At 59.4% G+C, this 17,430-nt stretch carries 13 protein-coding genes and 1 pseudogene; 8 read left to right on the forward strand and 6 right to left on the reverse strand.

Annotated elements, in window-relative coordinates:
- Nucleotides 1-83 precede the first annotated feature (83 nt).
- The 6 genes and pseudogenes from BMAGN_RS05560 (at nt 84) to BMAGN_RS08455 (ending at nt 7,449) form a co-directional block, all read left to right on the forward strand.
- Nucleotides 84-1,160: a carbohydrate ABC transporter permease gene (locus BMAGN_RS05560; RefSeq protein ID WP_026501813.1), complete on the forward strand. Its 1,077-nt coding sequence runs from the start codon at nt 84-86 to the stop codon at nt 1,158-1,160.
- Between the two features lies 1 nt (nt 1,161).
- Nucleotides 1,162-2,073, forward strand: coding sequence for a carbohydrate ABC transporter permease (locus tag BMAGN_RS05565; protein WP_022859012.1), 912 nt, complete (start codon nt 1,162-1,164; stop codon nt 2,071-2,073).
- A gap of 170 nt (nt 2,074-2,243) precedes the next feature.
- The gene (locus tag BMAGN_RS05570; protein WP_022859013.1) at nt 2,244-3,869 is read left to right on the forward strand and encodes a glycoside hydrolase family 43 protein; all 1,626 of its coding nucleotides are present in this window, start codon (nt 2,244-2,246) and stop codon (nt 3,867-3,869) included.
- Between the two features lie 32 nt (nt 3,870-3,901).
- Entirely contained in the window at nt 3,902-5,809 is a 1,908-nt protein-coding gene (locus tag BMAGN_RS05575) for a sialate O-acetylesterase (protein ID WP_022859014.1), read from the forward strand.
- 17 nt (nt 5,810-5,826) lie between these two features.
- Nucleotides 5,827-6,540: pseudogene (locus BMAGN_RS08540) on the forward strand (ABC transporter ATP-binding protein); the annotation flags it as partial.
- Nucleotides 6,541-6,558: 18 nt separating this feature from the next.
- Complete coding sequence (locus BMAGN_RS08455) at nt 6,559-7,449, forward strand: ABC transporter permease (protein WP_022859016.1); 891 nt, start codon at nt 6,559-6,561, stop codon at nt 7,447-7,449.
- 17 nt (nt 7,450-7,466) lie between these two features.
- Here the strand turns inward: BMAGN_RS08455 and BMAGN_RS05590 are convergent, their stop codons facing one another.
- Both BMAGN_RS05590 and BMAGN_RS05595 read right to left on the reverse strand, forming a co-directional pair.
- Nucleotides 7,467-8,123 carry a sugar O-acetyltransferase gene (locus tag BMAGN_RS05590; RefSeq protein WP_022859017.1) on the reverse strand — a complete coding sequence of 219 codons (657 nt, stop codon included), beginning with the start codon at nt 8,121-8,123 and terminating at the stop codon, nt 7,467-7,469.
- Nucleotides 8,124-8,276: 153 nt separating this feature from the next.
- Nucleotides 8,277-9,827 (reverse strand): xylulokinase, encoded by a 1,551-nt coding sequence (locus BMAGN_RS05595; RefSeq protein WP_022859018.1) that lies wholly within the window; start codon nt 9,825-9,827, stop codon nt 8,277-8,279.
- A gap of 205 nt (nt 9,828-10,032) precedes the next feature.
- On the opposite strand from BMAGN_RS05595, the gene BMAGN_RS05600 reads away from it, so the two are divergent.
- Both BMAGN_RS05600 and BMAGN_RS05605 read left to right on the forward strand, forming a co-directional pair.
- Nucleotides 10,033-11,256, forward strand: coding sequence for an ROK family protein (locus BMAGN_RS05600; protein ID WP_022859019.1), 1,224 nt, complete (start codon nt 10,033-10,035; stop codon nt 11,254-11,256).
- A gap of 126 nt (nt 11,257-11,382) precedes the next feature.
- A complete protein-coding gene (locus BMAGN_RS05605) occupies nt 11,383-11,988 on the forward strand; it encodes an ECF transporter S component (protein WP_026501816.1) in 606 nt (201 codons plus the stop codon).
- Between the two features lie 91 nt (nt 11,989-12,079).
- Here BMAGN_RS05605 and BMAGN_RS05610 read toward each other — a convergent pair whose 3' ends face one another.
- The 4 genes from BMAGN_RS05610 to BMAGN_RS05625 form a co-directional block, all read right to left on the reverse strand.
- Nucleotides 12,080-13,507 carry an MFS transporter gene (locus BMAGN_RS05610; RefSeq protein WP_022859021.1) on the reverse strand — a complete coding sequence of 476 codons (1,428 nt, stop codon included), beginning with the start codon at nt 13,505-13,507 and terminating at the stop codon, nt 12,080-12,082.
- Nucleotides 13,508-13,865: 358 nt separating this feature from the next.
- Nucleotides 13,866-15,164, reverse strand: coding sequence for a pyrimidine-nucleoside phosphorylase (locus tag BMAGN_RS05615; protein ID WP_022859022.1), 1,299 nt, complete (start codon nt 15,162-15,164; stop codon nt 13,866-13,868).
- 27 nt (nt 15,165-15,191) lie between these two features.
- Nucleotides 15,192-15,905 (reverse strand): purine-nucleoside phosphorylase, encoded by a 714-nt coding sequence (gene deoD, locus BMAGN_RS05620; RefSeq protein WP_022859023.1) that lies wholly within the window; start codon nt 15,903-15,905, stop codon nt 15,192-15,194.
- Between the two features lie 173 nt (nt 15,906-16,078).
- Nucleotides 16,079-17,278: a phosphopentomutase gene (locus BMAGN_RS05625; RefSeq protein ID WP_022859024.1), complete on the reverse strand. Its 1,200-nt coding sequence runs from the start codon at nt 17,276-17,278 to the stop codon at nt 16,079-16,081.
- Between the last annotated feature and the right edge of the window lie 152 nt (nt 17,279-17,430).

A 17,430-nucleotide genomic window follows, 5' to 3' on the forward strand; every position in this document is an offset into this window, starting at 1 on the left:
ACCGGTGCCGGTGAAAAACCGGCACCGGTTACTTATGCACAAACAGAAGTACGTAAAAGGTTTGCACAGCCAGGAGATACGTTATGAGCGCAAGTATGGACGCGGCGATTACCGCTCGGCCGCTCGATGAAGATAAGAATGCGCAAGATAAGAAGAAGGCGTCGGCACGGAGCGCCAAGGTCCGCAACGGATTTGAAATTACGGTGCTGTCGGCACCGGCCATCATTGTTTTTGTGTTCTTTGTGATCGTGCCTATTATTTTGGGCGCATATTACGGTTTGTATAAGTGGAAGGGTTTCGGTAGCCCGTCCACTACGGGAACGTTCGTAGGACTTCAGAATTACATTACGGCCCTGAAAGACCCGACTTTCCAGTCGGCAATCGGTCACACCTTCCTGGTGCTCATCGGTTCGCTTATTCTTCAGGGACCGCTCTCCATCCTGTTTGCACTGCTGCTCAACCAGAAGTTCAAGGGTCGCGCACTGATCCGTACGCTGATCTTCGTTCCCTACGTTGTTTCGGAAGTTATCGTAGGTACGGGCTGGAGCCTGCTGCTCCAGAAGGCTGGCGCCATCAACGCGTTGCTCGAGAAGATGCACCTCGCGGGTATCGACTGGATCGCCAACCCGAAGTACGCCATCTGGACGCTGCTCGTGATCATTACGTGGAAGTACATCGGCTTCGCCGTCATCCTTATGCTTGCCGGCATGCAGTCGATTCCTGAAGAACTGTACGAGGCGGCCAAGGTGGACGGCGCCGGATTCTGGCAGATGCAGAAGGACATCACGCTTCCGCTGCTGGCTCCGACGATCCGCATCTGGGCGTTCCTCTCCATGATCGGCTCCCTGCAGCTGTTCGATCTCGTCTACATCATTTGGGGCCAGTACGTTGCCGATACGGCTGGCGTATCCACGATGGCTACCTACATGGTGCGCGAAGGCCGCATCGCCGGCAACTACGGTTACGGCTCGGCAGTCGCCCTCATCATGTTCATCATCTCCCTCATCGTCGCCCTCACGTACCAGCACTTCGTGCTGAACCGCGATCTTGACGGCGCGCTGACGGACGCCAAGTCCGAAAAGAAGCGCAAGAAGAAGCTCATGAAGGAACAGCAGATGGCCAAGGAAGCCATCGCCATTGCAGACAGCGAGGTGAAGTGATATGTCCGCAGCAACATTGTCCGTTTCGGGACGTCGCTCCCGCAAGAACAATTCCCCGCGCAACCTCAAGAAAGAGGGCTACCGCGTTTCGCAGAAGACGCCGTGGGGCAATCCGATCGTCTATTTCTTCTCGCTGTTGCTTGTGGCGATCTGCGTGTCGCCCGTGCTGTACATCATCTTCGGCGGCTTCCGCACCAACTCGCAGATCACCAATGATCCTGCCGGATGGCCGAACCCGTGGAATGCGCAGAACTACATCAGCGTGGTCACGAGCTCCACGTTCTGGATCGAGATGGTCAACTCGATTATCGTGGCCATTTGCACCGTGGTGGGCGTCGTCGTGCTTGCGGTTATGGTGAGCTTCGCCATTTCGCGCTACCACTTCAAGATGTCCAAGGCGATGTATTCCCTGTTCTCCGCAGGCCTGATGTTCCCGATGACCGTCGCCATCACGCCGCTGTACCTCATGGTGCGCAACCTGGGCTTGGCCAACTCGCTGGGCGGCATCATTTTGCCGCAGATCGCATTTGGTCTGCCTCAGGCGATCATCATTCTCGTTCCGTTCCTGCAGTCCATTCCGTTGGAGTTGGAAGAGGCCTGCATGCTCGATGGTTGCTCCCGTCTCGGCTTCTTCTGGCGCATGGCATTGCCACTTGCCATGCCAGGCGTGGCCACGGTAGGTATCTTGACCTTCGTGTCGAGCTGGAATTCCTACATGCTGCCATTGTTCGTGCTCAACACGGAGAATAACTACACGCTTCCGTTGGGCGTGCAGATGTTCAGCTCCCAGCATTCCGCGGATACCGCTCAGGTGCTTGCCTTCACATCGCTTGCTATGCTGCCCGCGCTGATTTGCTTCACGATCTTCCAGAAGAAGATCGTGGGCGGTCTGACCGGTGCTGTGAAGGGCTGATATCCGTTCTCTTCCACCTCCACAAATGAAACCATGACGTATATTGCGGTTGCCGACGCGGTATCCGTCATGGTTTCCCTATTATTGCGTCATTTATTGCCTCGCTGCAGTACGCACACATAGTTCTTTTCATGGCACATATTGCGCCATTTTCATTACTGGAGCCTCTTATGACTATCTCTAATCCTGTGCTCACCGGTTTCTATGCTGATCCTTCTATGATTCGCGTGGGCGACACGTACTATATTGCGAACTCCACCTTTGAATGGTGGCCCGGCGTGACTTTGCACCAGTCCAAAGATTTGGCCAACTGGCAGCCCGTCGCGAGCCCGCTCAACTCCATCACGAAGCTCGACATGAAGGGCAATCCGTCTTCGGGCGGCATTTGGGCCCCCGACCTGTCCTATGCCGACGGCCTGTTCTGGCTGATTTACACCGATGTGAAAGTCGTCAACGGCGCCTTCAAGGATTGCACGAACTATCTGATCACCGCGCCGTCCATTGAAGGACCGTGGAGCGATCCCTACCGCCTCGACGGCGTGGGATTCGACGCCAGCCTGTTCCATGACGATGACGGCCGCAAGTATCTGGTTCAGCAGACATGGGATTACCGTGAATGGCACCACCCGTTCAACGGCATCACGCTTACCGAGCTCAATACGGAAACCATGAAGCTCATGCCCGAAACCGCACGCCGCATCTGGGCGGGTACGGCCGTCAAGGTTACCGAAGGCCCGCACATCTACAAGAAGGACGGATACTACTATCTGTTTGCCGCGGAAGGCGGCACGATGTGGGAACACCAGGAATCCGTGGCGCGCTCACGCACGCTGGATGCCGATTCCTTCGAAGTCATGCCGAACAACCCGTTCATCGGCAACTATGTGACTCCTGAATCCTATCTGCAGAAGCAGGGCCATGGCGCCCTCGTGGACACGCCGAGCGGCGAGTGGTATTACGCGTCGCTGACGGGCCGTCCGCTGCATGACGCCACCGAACCCGTGCACGGTACGCGCGGCTGGTGCCCGCTGGGCCGTGAGACTTCCATCCAGAAAGTCGAATGGGATGAGGACGGCTGGCCGTATGTGGTCGGAGGACCGGCAGGACAGCGCTATGTGCCCGAACCTGTGGATGCCATCGCGACCGAACCTGAACAGCACAATATTGAAGACGATTTCACGAGCACTGAACTTGAAATCGGATGGAACACGCTGCGCGTGCCGTTCGACGAGACGATGGGCACCGTGGGCGACGGCGCGTTGACGCTGTATGGACAGGGATCCCTGTGCAACCTCTTCGAGCTGTCGCTCGTTGCCCGCCGCTGGCGCGCGTTCCAGTTCACGGCCACGACCTGCGTGGAATTCAATCCTTCGACCTATATGCAAATGGCCGGTCTGACGAACTATTATGCGGACATGTTCTGGTCTTGGGCATACATTTCGTGGGACGAGGAACGTCAGACGCGCGTGATCGACGTAGCGCAGAACGACCGCAACGTATATACCACGTTCCTGCGTGAAAACGCCGTGGCCATTCCCGAGGACGTGACGAAGGTGTGGCTGCGTTCCAAGACCGACGGCATCACCTACCGTTACGAATACTCGTTCGACGGCGAGGATTGGCAGCCGCTGGGTCCGGCTCTGGATTCGCGCAAGTTGTCGGACGAGTATGTGCAGCAAACGTATGGCGGATTCTTCACTGGCGCGTTCGTGGGTATGGCGGCCGTCGATTTGGCCGGCTACCGTACGCCTGCGCGCTTCACTGAATTCTCCTACATCGAAGATGCTGCGGAATAACCGTTTCACGCGTGTTTCATGAAGGTGCCAGAATGCAAGAACAATCCTTGACGCTCGCCAAGCTCTTTGGCGAAGGATGCATGTTGCAGCGGGATGTGCCGGTGGCGGTATGGGGATGGGCCCCTGCGGGCGAGTCCGTCACCGTCACCTGCCAAAGTTCACGCGCCCAAGCCACGGCAAACGCCGAAGGCTATTGGCGCGTGACACTGGATCCGCTCGAATTCGGCGGCCCGTTCCGCCTCGCCGTCTCCACGCCGGAGGAATCCGTGGTGCGGTCCTGTTACGTAGGTGACGTGTTCTTGTGTTCTGGCCAATCCAACATGGAATTGCCCATGGGGTGGGTACGCTATGACGATCCGCAATCCTGGGATCGCCCCGCGGACTCGCTGTTGCGCCATTGCAAAGTCGCCGTGGATACGGATTTTGAAACTCCGCGAGCGGATGTAACCGAAGCCCGTTGGGTTGGTTGCGATGCCGCCACGCTGGAAGAGTTCACGGCGGTAGGCTATTACTTCGCCCGTGTGTTGCGCAACGACTTAGACGTCCCCGTGGGACTGATCAATGTTTCGCTGGGCGGCTCTCCGATCGCGTCGTGGATGGATGCGGCTTCATTGGAAGATTTCCCATGGGCCGCCGAAGCGTTGCAGGGATATACCACCAACGCCCAGGCGCAGGAACGCAGCGAGCAAAGCCTCAAGGCAATCGCCGATTGGCATGATGAGGCCGAACGCCGCGCCCTCGAGCAAGAGCCCGGTGAATGGATGCCCGTAACGCTTCCCGGCGTATTGGCGCAGCAGTACGCGTGGCTGCAGGATTGGTCGGGCATTCTTGAACTTTCCGTGCCCGTGGAACTTCCCGAAACCGTCGACGGGACCAGCGTGGAAAAGCTGGAAGGCTTGCTGCGGCTCGGAACATGGAAAGACAGTGACCGGACGTTCGTCAACAACGTGTTCGTGGGCTCATGCCCCGACATGTATGTGTTGCATGATTACGCCATACCTGCGGGCATCTTGCATGCGGGCGTCAATACGGTACATGTGCGCCTGACCGTGGAACACGGGTCCGCCCGCGTCATGCCAGGCAAGGCGCTTACGCTCGCAGTAGGATCCCATAGCGTCAATCTGGCGGATGGCGCCCCTTGGCGCATGCGCGTATTGTGCCATATGGACGGACCGTGCCCGTCGGAAGACTTTATTCGTTGGAAGCCCACGGCGCTCTATAACGCCATGCTCGCTCCCTGCGCCGGTTATACGGTGCGCGGCGTCTTGTGGTATCAGGGCGAATCGGACACTGGCCCCACGCATCCCGACTATGAGCGCGCGCTTGCGTCGATGATCGCGTTGTGGCGGAGCCTCTGGAAGCAACCGCGTTTGCCGTTCCTCGTGGTCCAGTTGCCGGAACTCGGTGTGGATTGCGAAGACGATGGCGGTTGGCCAACCGTCCGCCAAGCCGAGTGGAACACGATGCTGCATGTCCAAGACGTGGCCACGGTGGTGGCGCTGGGCAGCGGCCAATGGAACGATTTGCATCCCGTGACGAAGATTCCCGTCGGTGAGCGCCTCGCCGATCTGGCGCTGGGCCTGGTCTATGACGGATCCTCGTTGCCGCAACCATATTTGGACAAGGTGGAAACGCAGTCGCATGAAGACGGGACGCGCGAATTCGTGGTGCGTTCAGCCGCGCTGGTATGCGACAATGGCACAGTCCGCGAGTGCGATGCGGTTCCGCTGGCCTGCGGCGCGGAACCGCTCGTCTTCGAACTGGTCGATCATGCGGGGCAATGCCATACGGTCGCCGCACATATTGACGGCAGTACGGTACGCCTGCCATATGAAGATCAGGTGAGCGAAATCCGCTACGCCTGGCATTGCGACCGTCAGGGCGCGTTGTTGCGCTCCGAGCAAGATGTTGCCGTACCTCCGGCCCGACTGATTCTTTAACTACTAAGGTGGGCGGTATGACCACCCAAGATCCAACCGCCCATCTGTTTGAAGCTTCGGAAGTAAGCTGCCGCATGCCGTCCGCCAATGGACCGCGTGTAATCTTCGACCATCTTTCCTTTTATCTTGATGCCGGTGAAATCGTGGATATCACGGGCGCGTCGGGCGCCGGCAAATCCACATTGCTTACGGCCTTCGCGCGCCTGAACGTCCATACGGACGCGACCTTGCGTATCAAAGGCGTCGATTCCTCTTCGATGACGCCTCAGGAATGGCGCGAACAGGTGTCCTATTTGCCACAAACCTCCACGCTGATGGGGCAGAGTGTGGCGGACGCCATCCGCCTGCCGTTCACGTTCAAAATCCGCGAACGGCATTCCGGCCAGACCGCGCAAGAAATCCTGCCCGACGCCAAGATCCGCGCCATGCTGGATTCGATCGGCTGTAACGATATCGATTTGACGCGCAACCCGCGCGATCTTTCCGGAGGCCAGGCGGCGCGCGTATCGCTTGCGCGCACGCTGTTGACCAGCCCGAAAGTCCTGCTCGCGGACGAGGTGGACGCCGGCCTCGACCCTGACAACGCGAATCTGGTGGGGGAGATCATGGCGAAGGCCGCGTCCGAAGGCATGGGCATTGTGCGCATCCGCCATCGCGCCACCGACCACCGTGCCACGCGCATGTATGAGCTCGCCAATGGCGCATTGCGGGAAATCACTGCGGCAGCGGCGGCACAGGGGGGGCGAGGCGTGAGCACAAGCACGTATACCGTCATCGATGTATGGGGCCTTGTTTTCGCCATGCTTATGGTGTGCGCGGCGGCGGGAATCTCCATGGCCATGAAATTGGGCGTGGGCAAGTCGCTCGTCTGGAATTCCATACGTTCGCTCGTACAGCTGCTCGCCATGGGCGTGGTGATCGAGTATGTGATCAAGCTCAACAATGCGTGGATCACGATCGGTCTGATCTGCCTTATGGTGTTGGCCGCCACTGAAATCACAATGAACCGCGCCAAAGGGGCGCCAAGCGGCATGGTCGGCATTGTATTGCTGTCCTTGGCCATCACGATGCTGCTCATGCTCACGCTGGTGACCGAAGTGATTATTCGGCCAAAGAATTGGGCGCTTCCCGAGCTCATCATTCCACTTACGGGCATGCTGCTGGGCAACGCCGTGTCCACGCTGGCGCTGGGCATGAGCCGTTTCTTTGATTCGATGCGCGAGCGCGCCAACGACATCCAGACCATGCTGGCGCTGGGAGCTTCGCCGTGGGAAGCGGCGCGGCCGTCCATCCGCAGTTCGGTCAGGCTTGGATTGCTGCCGACCATCGCCAAATTGGAGACGGCCGGCATTGTCACGATTCCCGGCATGATGTCGGGCCAGATCATTTCCGGAGAGAATCCGTTCGAAGCAGCCAAGTACCAGTTCGTACTGCTGACGGCCATCGCCGCGCTCACGCTCGTGGCGGACGCCGTCACGCTGCTGTTCATTTACAAACGCTGCTTCACGTCTTACGACCGGTATCTCGTGCCGCCGCCGGCGCCGCAACTGACCCTCAAGACTTTCGGGTCGTTGTTCCGCAAAGCTTCGCGCAAGGAAATGCTGGAAGAAGGCACGGACGGGGCGCGCAAATCCGAATAATATATCCGGATTCCCTCTCAGATTTCGTCCGACAGTCCGTCGTAAGCCGGATCATGGTCAGGCAACGGCTTGATGACGCGGCACGGATTGCCGGCCGCGATCACGTTCGCCGGAATGTCCTTGGTAATGACGGAACCGGCGCCGATAATCGTATTGTCGCCCACCGTCACTCCCGGACATACGGTCACGTTCGAACCGAACCACACATTGTCGCCGATCGTCACGGGAAGCGCGTGTTCCCAGCCGGCCAGGCGCATGCGGATATCGAACGCGTGGTTCGGAGTGTTGATCGTGCAGCGCGGGCCGATCAGGCAGTGCGCGCCAAGCGTGACGATACCGCCGCCCACAATCATGAAATCATTGTTGATGAACGTATCGTGGCCGATGAACAGCGCCATGCCGTACTCGATACGGAACGGTGCCGTGATTTCCACATGTTCCTCGGCGCCCGGCACGAGCTCATGGAACAAGCGGTACGCTTCCTCTGGATCCGTGTAATAGAGACGGTTGATTTCGTTGCTCATCTGCGCGCCGCGCTGCACGTGGCCGTGCAACGTCTTCGACTTGCGGTACTGCGTGGGCTCTCCCGAAAACAGGCGGCGCAAGTCATCGTCGTCCGGATAGGCGCGCAATGCCTGTTCCACGGCCGCTTGACGTTGTTCATTGATGTCCATAATCCTCTTCCATTCACGTCGTTGTTGAGTGGTGTGCTGTAGATACGATTGAGTATACGAGTTTTTGTGAACGGTAACAAAAAGGCCGCCCATGGCACGGGGGTCCATGTGCGGCCTTGGTCTCATGATCGCGCCGTCAAGAGCGCGATACCGTCATCCGCGAGCCTTGACATACGCTTCGTACACGGCCGGCTGCGGGCGTCCCGTTTCCGTGCCGCTCAGCGCCACGTCCCACTGCGGGGCCTCGTCTTCGCCCGACAGCACCCATGCGGCCTGGCGTGCGGCGCCAATGGCCACGTATTCGTCGGTTACCGGAAGCGTCACGTCCATGCCGAAGATGCTCGGGGAGAGCTTGCGCACGGCCTGCGACTTGGCTCCGCCGCCGATGAGCAGGATGCGCGTGATCGGCGCGCCCAACGAACGGATGATCTCGATGCAGTCGCGCTGCGAGCACAGCAGGCCCTCGACGAACGCGCGCGCGATGTTGACGCGCTTCGTGTTCTGCAGCGTCATGCCCGTAAGCGTGGCGCAAGCATCCGGACGGTTCGGCGTGCGCTCGCCGTCGAAGTAGGGGACAAGCGTGATGCCGCAAGCGCCCGGCTTCGAGGACAGCGCCAAATCGGTCAGCTCGTCGTAGTCCACGTCGAGGGCGGCACGGCCGGCGTCGAGGATGCGCGAACCGTTGATCGTGCAGGCGAGCGGTAGGAAGTGTCCCGTGCAGTCGGCGAAGCCCGAGACGGAACCCGTCAGGTCGTATACGGGCGTTTCGCTGATGGCCGCGGCCACGCCGCTGGTGCCCAGCGACACCGAAACATCGCCGACCTTCATGCCCAGGCCGAGGGAGGCCATGGCGTTGTCGCCGCCACCGGGGGCGATGATGCAGCCGCCTTCCACATTGGCGCCGGCGATGGCCGGATCAGCCTTGACGGGAGCGGCTTCATGGGCCGTGAGCACGGTCGGGAGAATGATGCGCTCGGCCTGTGCCAGCGCCTCGTCGGTGGGATGCGCGGCGCCATCGGAACCGAGGGCAAGCGCCAGCAGGTCGCGGCGGTAGGTGTCCGTGGCCGCGTCGAAGTAAGAAGTGCCCGAAGCGTCGCTACGGTCCGTGAACAGGGCGTCAAGATGGGCGTCCTCGCCTTCGGCCACGGGGCCGAAACCGGCGATGCGCCAGCTGAGCCAGTCGTGCGGCAGGCAGATGGCGGCGATCTTGCTGGCGAGCTGCGGTTCGTGCTCGGCGACCCACTTCACCTTCGTAAGCGTGTAGGAAGCCACGGGGGAGGATCCGACGGCCTGGACCCAACGCTGGCGGCCGCGGATCATGATGATGTCTTTGGTGTCGCCTTCGGGCTCGTTGGAATCGGGCAGGGCCGGCGCCAGGCCCAGCTCGTAGATAAGCGCTTGCGCCTGCGGGGCGGAGCTCGTGTCATTCCAGAGCATGGCGTCGCGAATCACGTTGCCGCGCTCGTCGAGCAGCACCATGCCGTGCTGCTGTCCGCCTACAGCGATAGCTTGCACGTCGTCAAGACCGCCGGCCTGCTCGCTCGCCTCCTGGAACGCCTTCCACCAGTACTCGGGGTTGACGGTGGATCCATCTGGGTGCTTCGCCTGGCCGAATCGTACGAGTGCTCCAGTTTCCGCATTGGTGATGCGGACTTTGCATGACTGTGTAGAAGTGTCTACACCGGCTACCAGTACTTGGCTCATGGGTACTCCTTACTATGCTTCTGGTGCCGATCCGCTTTGATCGACGATAAAACGAACCAGATAGTTAGACGATTAAATTATTATACAATAGTGTAGCATCGTAATCGCGCGTTGTAAGGAAAACACGCGAGTGTCTAGATAAAACCTCAAACTTTGTAGTGCGAGGAAAATGGTATATGTGCCTTAGAAATGGCGGGTAACTATCATGGCTGCTTTGAAGCGCATCAACCAAGATGATTTGCGCACCCACAACCTGTCTGTGGTGATCAACACCCTACTGCGCTCGTCCGAACCGTTGAGTCGTGCCGATCTGGCCAAAGAGACGGGGCTGACCAAGGCGACAATGTCCCTGCTCACGTCCATGCTGCTCGAACACCGCAGCCTGAAGGAAGGTGTTCCGTCCGTGCAATCCGTGTACGGGCGTCCCAGCACCCCGCTGAGCATCAATGGGGGCGCCGTGTGCGGTATCGGCGTGCAAATCAACACCGACGGCTATGGATACATGGTGCTTGACCTAGACGGCACCGTTGTCGCGGAACGCTGGATCTCCAAGAATCTGCAAACGGCCGACGCGACCGCGATTTTCGGTGACCTCGATACCATGCTGTCCGACCAGATTTCCACTTTGCAGTCGCGCGGCTACACGATCTCGGGAGCCGGCCTTGCGTTGCCCGGACTCGTGGCCAACCGCACCGAGCTGCTCGTAGCGCGCAACCTGGGTTGGGAACGTTTGGACCTCATGCAGTTCCCCGTCGTGGAACGCCTCAACATGATCGCCGGCAATGAAGCGAACATGGCCGCGATCGCCCAACTGCCCGGCTACGCCGCATACCGGCGTGACGATTGCCTCGTGGGGGCGAACAGTTCCTTTATTTATGTGTCCACGGACATCGGCATTGGCGGCGCCCTTGTGCGCGACGGGCGCGTGATTGTGGGAGACCACGGATTCGCCGGCGAAATCGGCCACCTGGCTGTGGAGATGGACGGCCCCGTCTGCCGCTGCGGACGCCATGGCTGCCTAGAGGTATATGCGGGACGCCGTTCCATGATCGAAGCCGCGGGTATCGCTTCAGGCGACGAGTCCTTCAATATCGACGCCGTAACGGAACTGTTCCGCCGTTTGCGTCAGGGAGACCCGCAAGTCGAGGCGATTGTGGACCGAGGCATGGAGGCGATGGGATCGGCGCTCGCGTCCCTTATCAATCTTTCGGACATGGACACCGTGCTGATCGGCGGCATGTGGAACTTGTTTGACGACGAATATCTCCAGGAGCTGCGCAACGGCATTCAGCGGCGCATCCTGTCGCGCAATATTGTGGACGTACGCATCATGCGCGCCAATACGCTGCCGCTTCCGGCCTTGTATGGAGCCGCGTTGACGGGCCTGCGCCGGTTTGTGGACGATCCGCTCCAGTTCATGCAAGAATGAGCGTGACGCGCCCCCAATAATGCGGACTTGCTACAGTGGCCATCATGAGCGTTCCCGCCCGTGCCGCACAGGTCAAGGAACGCTTGGATACATGGTACTGTGTGCGGCCGCATCCAAGGGGGCAACATGTCTTCAATCACTCAATCCGTCCGACGGGGATCATTCGCGTGGACCACGGCCGACATAGCCGTGGGCGCCGCGCTCGGAGTCGCCTGCGGCGTCATTTTCTGGGCGTTCAATTTCGCATATTCGGCCGTCTCTCCGTTGCTGGGCGCCGTGCTTCCCGGATGCGCGAGCCTGCTGCATGCGGTGTGGTATTTTTCCGGCACCTTCGCGATGCTCATTTTGCGCAAGCCCGGCGCCGCCATTTATGTCAATGTGGTGGGCTGCATTGCGCAAATGCTGCTGGGCAGCCAGTTTGATGTCGCGTTCGTGTTGATCTCGGCCATTCCGCAAGGAGTGTGTGCGGAGATTCCGTTCGCCTTGACGCGTTACCGTTCCTATACGCTGCCGCTGTCGATTTGCTCGGGCCTGTGCGCGGCGCTTGAATACGGACTGTATCTGCTGTTCGTCCAGTACCAGGGCGTCGCGTTCCTGAGCCCGCGCGGCATTACGCATATGATCTGCGAATTGATCGGCGGTGCGCTGATCTGCGGCGTCGGCAGCTGGGCCATGTACCGGGCGATCCGACGCACGGGCGCGCTCGACCATCTCTCGTCGGGCAGGAAATAAATATATATAAAAAATAAGAAGTGCGATGGTCCGGAAAAGACCACCGCACTTCTTTTATATATGGCTTTTATATATAGCGACTATTGAACGATTACTGTTCGTTCGGATCGTCACGATAGAACGACTTGTAATGCAGCTGCATCCAGACGATACCGAAAATCACGATAACCGCGTAGATGACGAACAGCACCATGGCGTTCGAGCCCGTGCCCTGCTGGCCGAACAGGTTCAGCGCGCCGAACGGCTTCTCGGCGATCGGGCCGCCGAACAGCGCGATACCGATGGCGGCGGATCCCTGCATGGCCAAATCGTTCATGCCCACGCCGCGGCCGGACTGTTCGGGCGGAAGCGTGTCGAGCACGGTGTCGACGGTCGGGGAGTACAGCGTCGCCATGCCGCAATACGGGAAAATCATCATGATGCCGATGGCGACAGGACCGAGATTGAGCAGCAATGCGGCGCCTGCGAAACCGATGGCCATAAGCGTGCCACCCAGCACAATCGCGCGGTGCTTGCCGATCTTCGTGACGATCTTGCCCGAGCACACGCCCGTAATCGTGGCCAGAATCAGGGCCGGCAGCAGCATGAAGGAGACCTGCGAGCTCTTCATGTGGAACACGTCGGCGCTGAAGCTGTTGACCAGCGGCGTGATCGAGTAGTTGATGAAGTAGAAGATCACAATAAGCAGCACGGATTCGCGCCAGCGGACGTTCTTGAAGAAGTCGGGCGTGATGAACGGGTCGGACGCGCGCGAGATGTAGATGGCGAACAGCGTGAAGAACGCCACGGACACGACCAGCATCCACCAGGCGAGCATCGAGAAGAACAGCGTCAGGAACAGGATCGCCATGCCGAACAGGCCGAAGCCCGGAATGTCGATATGCGTGTCGCCGCCCGTCTTGTCGGGAAGGTCCTTGAGCAGCACCGGAAGGAAGATTACGGTGACGACGGGGATCAGGAACAGGAACGCCCAGTTGATTTCACTGAAGATGCCCGCGGACAGCACGCCGATGGCCGTGGCGAGCTGATAGTCGGCCGTAAACAGGCCGAAGTACAGCAGCTTCTCCTTGGCCGTCAAATAGCGGGCCACAATCACCAGATAGACGGAACCGCCCGTCTGGAAACCGATCGTCTGGATAATGCGGAAGATGATGACGAACAGCATGTTGCCGTGAAGCAGGAAACCGCATACGGAGCCGAAACACAGGGCGGCGACGCCGAAGACGGTCATCTTCTTGAGCGAGGCGAAGTCGCCCAAGGAACCGTAGATGAAGCACACAATGCCAAGGACCACGCCCGGAATGGCCGTGATCAGCGAGGCTTGGTCGGGGGCGCCCAGATCGCTGCCGATCTTCTCAAACACCATGTTGAATGCCTGGAGGCACAACACGCCCACCAGATAAATGAACAGCAGCGGAAGCAGCGTCTTCTTGGCTCGTCGGGCCGTTTCATTGAAGCGCTGTTGCTCTTCGTCCAACGCGTCGGCGTCGGCGGGGTTCAATGTCGTTGAGTTATTCATGTTCTCTCTTTGTGCCGGCATCTTGTGCACACCATGTGCGCGACTTGTAACAGCGACCCGCTGGCGATGGTCGCTAAGCCATACCTTCTGACAAACAGGGGCCTGGGCGTATCTCGAAGGCACTGGCATTGTGTCTTAAAAGGCGTACATCAGGTCGGAACTTGGAGTTTGAACGATGCTACCAATCGTGGCGATGTTCGTTGAGTACTATAGCGACGCATCTAGACGATAAAACGTTTCACCAACCGGTTTGAGTCGCGCGGCCATCATGGAAAACGGTCGGCACGGCACACTTCTGACGGATTGAGAGGGGGTGCCGGACCGGCCGATGCATGGGAAGGAAAAGCTTCGTGAGGCGTTACATAATGACTTGGTGGATGAGCTTGATGGGCTCAGCCTCTTCGCTGATCGTGATGTTGTCGCCGATCAGCTTGACGATATCGTCCACGTTTTCGCGATCGGAGTAAATCGTCAGGATGCTTTCGCCCTCTTCAACGCGGTCGCCGACTTTCTTGTCGAGCATCAATCCCACGGCGTAGTCGAGTTCGTCGTCCTTGGCCGCGCGGCCGCCGCCGAGCATCATCGAGGCGATGCCCATTTCGTCGGCCTTCATGCGGGAAATGACACCGCTGGAAGGTGCCGTGAACGCGATCTTGTACTTGGCCTGAGGCATCAGCGTGTAGTCGTCGACCACGTCGCCATTGCCACCCTGCGCTTCGATCATCTTGCGGAAGGTCTCCAGCGCCTTGCCGTTGTCGATGTTGGCCTGCAGCATGGTGCGCGCTTCCTCGAGCGAATCGGCCTTCTTGGCCATGACGACCATCTGGCTGCCGATCGTGAGCACGAGGTTCACCAAGTCCTCGGGGCCCTTGCCCTTGAGCACTTCGATGGATTCCTGGATTTCCAGCGCGTTGCCGATGGCCTTGCCCAGCGGCTGGTTCATGTCAGAAATGACGGCCATGGCGTTCATGCCCACGCCCTTGCCGATTTCCACAAGCGTGCGCGCGAGCTCTTCGGCCTCCTCGTCGGTTTTCATGAAGGCGCCGGCGCCCGTCTTGACGTCCATGACAAGCGCGTCCGTGCCCGAGGCGATCTTCTTGCTCATGATGGAACCGGCGATCAGCGGAATGGAACTTACGGTGTCCGTCACGTCGCGCAACGCGTAGATCTTCTTGTCGGCCGGCGCAATGTTTCCCGTAGCGCCAGCAATGATGCAGCCCACTTCGCGCAGCTGCTTCTTGAACGCATCCTCCTCGATTTCCACCTGGAATCCCGGGATGGCCTCAAGCTTGTCGAGCGTGCCGCCCGTGTGGCCAAGGCCTCGTCCCGAAATCATGGGCACCACAATGCCGAGCGAGGCGACCAGCGGCGCCAGCGGAATGCTGACCTTGTCGCCCACGCCGCCCGTGGAATGCTTGTCCACCTTGATGCCCGGGATGTCGCTCAAGTCGAGCTGGTCGCCCGAGTGGAGCATGTCCATGGTCAGGCGCTGCGTCTCCTCGGCGTTCATACCGTTGAACCAGATGGCCATAAGCAGCGCGCTGGCCTGATAGTCGGGGATCTCGCCATTGGTGTATCCCGTGACGAAATAGTCGATTTGCTCGGGGGAGAGCGCTCCACCGTTACGCTTCGTGTCGATGACGTCTACCATACGCATGATGAAACTCCTTTGTTCCCAGATCCCTTACTTGTCCGCAGTCGCGGTTTCGAGCGACAACGTGATCATGTCGTTGAACGAACGTTCACGTTCGGCGCTGGAAAGCGAGCCCTCGCGGAACAGCAAGTCGGAAACCGTCAGAATGGACAGTGCGCGGAAGCCGAGCTTGGCGCCCAGCAGGTAGAAGCCTGCCGATTCCATTTCCGTGCCGAGCACGCCGAAGTCGGCGAGCTTCTTCATGTCGATCTCGTCGTTGTAGAAACGGTCCGCGGCGAAGATGTCGCCGACCTTGACGTCAAGACCCTTCTGCTTGGCGATCTGGTACGCCGTGTCGAGCAGCTCGAAGTTGGCGAGAGGCGCATAGTGCACGCCCGCCGTAAACGTGTTGGCCACAACGGCCGAATCCGTGGAAGAGCCTTGCGCCAGCAGAATGTCGCGCATGTTGACGTCGGGCGCCATGCCGCCGCACGAGCCCACGCGGATCATCGTGCGCACGTTGTAGACGGTGGCGAGTTCGGTTACGTAAATGGACAGGGAAGGGATGCCCATGCCGCTAGCCTGGGTGGACACACGATGTCCCTTGTAGGTGCCCGTAAATCCGAGGCAGTTGCGCACACCATTGACCTGGTGGACGTCCTCGAGGAAATGTTCGGCAATGTACTTGGCGCGCAGCGGATCTCCGGGCAGGAGCACGACATCCGCGTAATCTCCGGGCTGCGCTTCAATATGTGGCGTTGGCATACTATACCGTCGCTTTCTGTGCACCACCATGTGCACGGTATGGCCGAATATGGCCGTATTGATCGTATTGATCGTATTGATCGTATTGATCGTATTGATGAGGGAAACGTGATGCCTGTTCAGCAGAGCGCCATCGCAGGCATCACGTTGAGAAAGGAATTCAGGCTAAGAATTCAGCTGATTTGCTTGAGGAAGCTCGTACCTTCTCCGTTGCCTTCGACCTGGAAGTTGTCCAGGATCGTGGCGCCCATGTCGGAAGCGGTTTTGCGCACGCCCAGCGAGGTTCCCGGGTGGTGCATGCTGGGCGAGTAGGTGAGCAGCGGCACGAATTCGCGCGTATGGTCCGTACCCGTGTAGGTCGGGTCGTTGCCATGGTCGGCCGTGATCATGAGCAGGTCGTCGTCGCGCATGTTGGCGAGTACGGTGCCCAGACGGCGATCCAGGTCCATCAGGGCTTCGCCGTCGCCCTGCGCATTGCGGCGGTGGCCATACATCGCGTCGAAGTCCACGAGGTTGATGAAGCACAGGCCCGTGAAATCGATGCCCATCGCTTCGTCCACATGGTCCATGCCGTCCATGTTGCTCTTGTTGCGCCAGCCGCGGTCGATGCCCTGGCCCGAGAAAATGTCGTTCGTCTTGCCGATGCACAGCGTGTCGTATCCAGCTTCCTGCAGGAAGTCGAGCACGGTCTTGTCGGTCGGCTTCAGGCCGTAGTCGTGGCGGTTGGACGTGCGCACAAAGTGGTCCTTGTCCGGTCCCACGTACGGACGCGCGATGACGCGGCCCATCACGATTTCCGGACCGTTGATCAGCGTGCGCGCGTATTCGGAAATACGGTAGAGTTCCTCGACGGGAATGACGTCCTCGTGCGCCGCGATCTGCAGTACGGAATCGCCCGACGTGTACAGGATGAGGTCGCCCGTTTCCATTTGGTGCTCGCCGTAGTCCTTGATGACTTCGGTTCCCGAATACGGCTTGTTGACGATGACCTTGCGTCCCGAGAATTTCTCAAGCTTGTCCACGATCTCTTGCGGGAAGCCGTCGGGGAAGAAGGACATGTTGAATCGTACGGGCAGGCACATCATTTCCCAGTGGCCGTCCAGCGAATCGTTGCCCCAGGACGTGATCTGCATCTTGCCGTAGCATCCGATCGGATCTGCTACGGGCGGCACGCCCTCGATCGGGTCGTCCGTGCGGATGTTGCCCAGTCCCAGCTTTTGCATATTCGGCAAATGCAGGTCGCCCTTGAAGAACTTGCCGATATGACCCAGCGTGTCAGCACCCACATCGTTGAATTTCGCGGCGTCGGGCGCCTCGCCGATGCCGATGGAATCCATTGCGATGGCGAATACGCGCTTATAGGTGTAGCTCATGAGTATCTTCTTTCCCCATTGAAATCAGATGGTTGGCAGACGTTCCCGCGTTTGCCAACAGTCGCGATCTAATATGCGTGGCGTGCTCCTCGCGAACGAGACATGCCATGGGCCGGCTGCCCGGCAAAGGTGGCGCGATGCCCCAACATCGC

Source organism: Bifidobacterium magnum (assembly GCF_000741255.1).
Taxonomy (GTDB): domain Bacteria; phylum Actinomycetota; class Actinomycetes; order Actinomycetales; family Bifidobacteriaceae; genus Bifidobacterium; species Bifidobacterium magnum.